The sequence below is a fragment of the Pseudoalteromonas sp. SWYJZ12 genome (genome assembly GCF_015864395.1).
GTDB classification, from domain to species: domain Bacteria; phylum Pseudomonadota; class Gammaproteobacteria; order Enterobacterales; family Alteromonadaceae; genus Pseudoalteromonas; species Pseudoalteromonas arctica.
This window is the reverse complement of record NZ_JADYXH010000037.1, coordinates 1-4931: the sequence shown is the minus strand read 5'-3', so window position 1 is coordinate 4931 and position 4931 is coordinate 1. Positions and strand designations below refer to the sequence as shown.

Sequence of the window (4931 nt, the reverse complement as noted above, 5' to 3'; positions counted from 1 at the left end):
ATTTAACTCTCTGAGTTGTTCCTGCCTCGCTATGCGTTGGCGTTTCCCGTCTCAGTGGGGTCGCATTATAGGGAGATCCGAAAACAGATCAACCCTTTTTTTAAGAAAACTTGAAATAATGTGCTGTTCGCTGAGTATTTGAGCTAAACACGTTAAAAACACAACATAACTAGCAAATTATTAACAACTAAAGGTGTTTAAACTTCACAAATATTAAAAGTGAGCTTAAACGATCTTCATATAAAGACTTACACCCCATATGATCAATACGATCGTTAATGAAAGTGTTACGGCTGCAGATCCCATATCTTTGGCTCTACCTGACAATACATGCAATTCTGTACTTACTCGATCTGTTAATGCTTCAATGGCAGAGTTTAGCAATTCAACTATTAGAATAATAAGCAGTGAGCTAATTAGTATTGCCCAGTGTAATAATGATGAAGCAAGCCAAAATGAAGTGGGGAATAATATAAGGCTTAGTAATAGCTCTTGTCTAAATGCAGCTTCTTCTTTAAATGCTGCTTTAAAGCCAAGATAGGAGCAATAGGTTGCTTTGAAAACGCGTTTGAGGCCTAAGCCATTTGGTTTTAATACATCTTTCATTAATAAACTCTATGAATGAAGGTCAAAATAAAGCCCCGCACTGCGAGGCTTTTTATTTATGCTACGCCGTATTGATCACGGTAAGCTTTAACTGAGGCTAAATGCTCGCCCATCGTCCCTTGGTTTTCAAGGTAACTAATAAGGTCTGCTAATTTTACAATAGAGATTACTTTGGTATTAAAGTCGCGTTCAACTTCTTGAATAGCTGATAACTCGGCTTTACCTTTTTCTTGGCGATCTAATGCAATTAAAACACCACTAAGGTCTGCACCATTTTGTGCAATAATTTCCATGGACTCACGAATAGCGGTACCTGCGGTAATTACATCATCAACTAGCATTATTTTGCCATTGAGTTCTGAGCCTACTAATGTACCACCTTCACCGTGTGCTTTTTTCTCTTTACGGTTAAAACAGTACGGTACATCTTTATCATGGTGATCTGCTAATGCAACTGCCGTCGTTGTCGCGATTGGGATACCCTTATACGCGGGGCCAAATAGTACATCGTACTCTATCGCTGAATCTTCTAGTGCTGATGCATAAAAACGACCTAAACGTGCTAAGTCACGACCTGTATTAAACAAACCGGCATTAAAAAAGTAAGGACTTATGCGCCCAGACTTTAAAGTAAACTCACCAAATTTTAATACCTGCTTCTCTAGAGCAAATTCTATAAACTCTTTTTGATAATCTTTCATATCTAGTGGCCTACCTATTTATGCTAATGCTTGCTTTTGTACGTCAATGATTTCACGAATAGAATGTTTAGCTAAAGTAAGTAACTCATCTAGCTCATCAAACGAGAAAGGTTCGCCTTCGGCTGTACCTTGAATTTCTATAATTTTACCTGTTTCGGTTAAAATTACATTCATATCAGTTTCTGCTGCTGAATCTTCAATATATTCTAAATCGCTAATTGCTTGGCCTTTGTATATACCTACTGAAATAGCCGCAATCATATGTTTAAGTGGGTTTGAATTAATCATACCCTTGGCACGCATATGCGTTAGCGCATCAACAAGTGCAACACATGCACCACTTATAGAAGCAGTACGTGTACCGCCATCTGCTTGAATTACATCACAGTCGATAGTGATTGTGTTTTCGCCAAGTGCTTTTAAATCAACAGCAGCACGAAGTGCACGTGCAATTAAACGTTGAATTTCCATAGTACGACCGCCCTGCTTACCACGTGCAGCTTCTCGAGCATTACGCGTATGCGTTGCTCGCGGTAACATACCGTATTCAGCATTGATCCAACCTTTACCCTGACCTTTCATGAAACGAGGAACGCCCGATTCGACAGTAGCTGTACAAAGTACTTTGGTGTTACCAAACTCAACAAGTACTGAGCCTTCAGCATGCAAAGTATAATTACGTGTAAATGTAACAGGTCTAATTTGGTTAGGTGTTCTTTCGCTTGGACGCATTGACGATCCCCTTAATTCAGAATTTGCGACATTATAAGTGTATGTGGGTATAGATACCATGCTGATTTAAATAAATAGCTGTATGCAAAATATTCAGTGTATTAAATTTTCCCTAGAGCTTAAGCGGTGTTACGGTATAATCATCGTAATATTGTATTTATAAATTTAGGAAAATATCCATGATCCACAGTATGACAGCTTATGCGCGTCGCGAAATAAAAGGCGATTGGGGAACTGGCACTTGGGAAGTTCGTTCAGTGAACCAGCGTTACCTTGAAACATTTATTCGCGCACCAGAGCAATTTCGTGGCATGGAGCCAGTTATTCGTGAGCGTTTACGCAAACACTTACAACGCGGTAAAGTTGAGGTTTTTTTAAAGTTTGTAGCAAATCCTGCCCATGTTGGTGAGCTATCAATTAACCAAGCCCTTGCTGAGCAACTTATAAATAGCGCGAAATGGGTTCAACAGCAAAGTAATGGCGACATTAATCCTGTTGATATATTACGTTGGCCTGGTGTTATGGAAGCTGAAGAACTTGATATGGATAGCGTTAATACAGCACTAATTGCTGGTCTTGATCAAGTAATCGAAGATTTTAAATCAGCTCGTGGCGATGAAGGTGCAAACCTTGAAGAAATGATAGCAATCCGCCTTGATGCGATTTTAGAGCAAGTAGAAATTGTAGAAACGCACATGCCTGAGATTGCTAAGTGGCAGCGTGAAAAACTGGCTCAAAAGCTAGAAGACTTAACAGCAAACATTGACGAGTCACGCCTTGAACAAGAACTTATTTATCTTGCTCAAAAACAAGATGTAGCTGAAGAATTAGATCGTTTAAAGTCTCACGTTAAAGAAACTAAAAAAATCCTTAAAAAAGGTGGCGCATGTGGCCGCCGCCTAGATTTTATGATGCAAGAATTTAATCGTGAAGCTAACACGCTAGCATCTAAGTCTATCAATAGTGACATCACTACTGCCGCTGTAGAGTTAAAAGTATTGATTGAACAAATGAGAGAACAGATTCAAAATATTGAATAGTTTTCAGCCAATTATGGCATATTCATAACTTATCGAAACCTGGGCTAGGCTCGGGTTTTTTATTAATACCAATAATATTTTGAATGTTGTTACCAAGCATCTTCGTCTAATGTGAGATTCTCACCTTCAAATCACTCTTTATTTTAGTCATTAAAAAGCCCGAGACTAAGCTCTAATGCAGATCGTTTAAGCTAATTGAACGATCTTTCAAAGGGCTCATAATAGGCTACAACAGAAGTTGTGGCCTATTTTTATGTCTGAATTTATTAAAGAATTACACCTTACGACTGAGTTTTGCCAAGATCGTGATATTGATTCGTTCACTAAGCACATTCCCCTTGAGTGGATTGAAGAAGCTGTTACCCAAACAGGAAGAGCCTCTGTACGCAAACGACGCTTCCCCGCCGAACAAGCCGCTTGGCTTGTGTTAGGAATTGGTTTATTAAGAAACCGCTCAATATCTGAAGTCTGTGACAAACTAGAGCTCGCTTTTCCTGACGCTAAAGGAGAGCTTCCACCATTGGCGACCAGCAGTATTATAAAAGGGAAAGAAAAGCTAGGCGCAGCGCCTATGAAACACCTTTTTAAACATACAGCAACGCAGTGGGAGCAGTCGCAAACTTTTGATGACGTGTGTGGTTTAAAGCTGCTAAGCGTTGACGGTACACAATTTAAAACCCAAGATACGCCGAGTAACCGTCATTTTGGCTATGCTCAATCGACAACGAACTTCCCCTCAGTACTTGCTGTAACCTTGATGTCGACAAGAACGCATTTAATATCCGATGCAGCGTTTGGCCCCATTACTCAAAGTGAAATTCATTATGCTCAACAGCTTGTTGGCTCAGCACCTGAACATTCACTAACTCTATTTGATAGAGGTTTCTTTTCGGCTGAACTATTCACGAGCTGGCAAGATGTTAGCGAAAATCATCATTGGCTTACGCCCATCAAAAGTAAAATGCGCTATGAAATAACGGAATCATTTAGCGATTACGACCACTTAATAACAATGCCTATTTCGCCACAAGCTAAAAAATCAGCCCCTTACCTAGGTGATACATGGCAAGCAAGGCTTATTCAAATTCCGACACCTAAAGGTGAAATAAAAGGGTTCATCACCTCATGCGCCTGTCCAGAAAAGTACCCGCTGAAAGCGCTACTCGATGTTTATTGGCAACGATGGGAAATAGAGCGAGGATATGGTGAGCTCAAGCAATATCAATTATCTAATAAGCCAGCGCTACGGAGCTTGAAACAGGAAGGTATTTATCAAGAGCTCTGGGGTATTCTGACGTCATACAATATCGTGAGACTTGAAATGGCAGAGATGGCTAAAGCCCATAAAGTGGAGCCATTACGCATCAGTTTCATAAACGCATTATACCTAATACAAGACGAGTTTTTATGGTGCTCAGGTCGAAGCCCCGGGACAATCCCTAAAAAGCTAAAAGAACTACGTGAAAACGGTAAACGGCTAATATTACCGGAGAAAAGAAAGCGAAAAGCTTATCCGCGAACGGTGCTCGCAAAGACACAAAAATATCCAGTTAGGTATAAACGAAAAAACACCACTCGTTCTTAAACGAGTGGTGTTAAGACTAAGCTCGGGCTTTTTGGTAACAATTAGCTAGGCTAATAATTACGCTTTGAACGTTACTACAAAGCACCTACGCCTAAAGTAAGAGCGCCACCTTCATATGACACTTTATTCTAGACATTAAAAAGCCCGAGACTAAGCTCGGGCTTTTTGGTAACAATTAGCTAGGCTAATAATTACGCTACGATAGTTGCTACAACACCAGCACCTACAGTACGACCACCTTCACGGATAGCAAAACGAAGACCTTCA

5 protein-coding genes and 1 pseudogene are annotated in these 4931 nt (G+C 40.1%); 2 read left to right on the top strand and 4 right to left on the bottom strand.

Annotated features, from left to right (window positions below; translation table 11 throughout):
- Nucleotides 1-225: 225 nt before the first annotated feature.
- From I6F42_RS19850 to rph, 3 genes are read right to left on the bottom strand one after another with little or no spacing between them, the layout of a single operon-like run.
- Complete coding sequence (locus I6F42_RS19850; RefSeq protein WP_007583384.1) at nt 226-606, bottom strand: diacylglycerol kinase; 381 nt, start codon at nt 604-606, stop codon at nt 226-228.
- 56 nt (nt 607-662) lie between these two features.
- On the bottom strand, nt 663-1307 hold the full coding sequence (gene pyrE, locus I6F42_RS19845) for an orotate phosphoribosyltransferase (RefSeq protein WP_007583381.1): 645 nt from the start codon (nt 1305-1307) through the stop codon (nt 663-665).
- Between the two features lie 18 nt (nt 1308-1325).
- Nucleotides 1326-2039, bottom strand: a complete 714-nt coding sequence (gene rph, locus I6F42_RS19840; protein ID WP_002958890.1) for a ribonuclease PH — start codon at nt 2037-2039, stop codon at nt 1326-1328.
- A gap of 179 nt (nt 2040-2218) precedes the next feature.
- Between rph and I6F42_RS19835 the strand changes: the two genes are divergently transcribed.
- Both I6F42_RS19835 and I6F42_RS19830 read left to right on the top strand, forming a co-directional pair.
- Nucleotides 2219-3079: a YicC/YloC family endoribonuclease gene (locus tag I6F42_RS19835; RefSeq protein WP_002958889.1), complete on the top strand. Its 861-nt coding sequence runs from the start codon at nt 2219-2221 to the stop codon at nt 3077-3079.
- Nucleotides 3080-3332: 253 nt separating this feature from the next.
- On the top strand, nt 3333-4664 hold the full coding sequence (locus tag I6F42_RS19830) for an IS4 family transposase (protein WP_231616411.1): 1332 nt from the start codon (nt 3333-3335) through the stop codon (nt 4662-4664).
- 191 nt (nt 4665-4855) lie between these two features.
- Here I6F42_RS19830 and I6F42_RS19825 read toward each other — a convergent pair.
- Nucleotides 4856-4931 (bottom strand): annotated as a pseudogene (locus I6F42_RS19825) (elongation factor Tu); the annotation flags it as partial.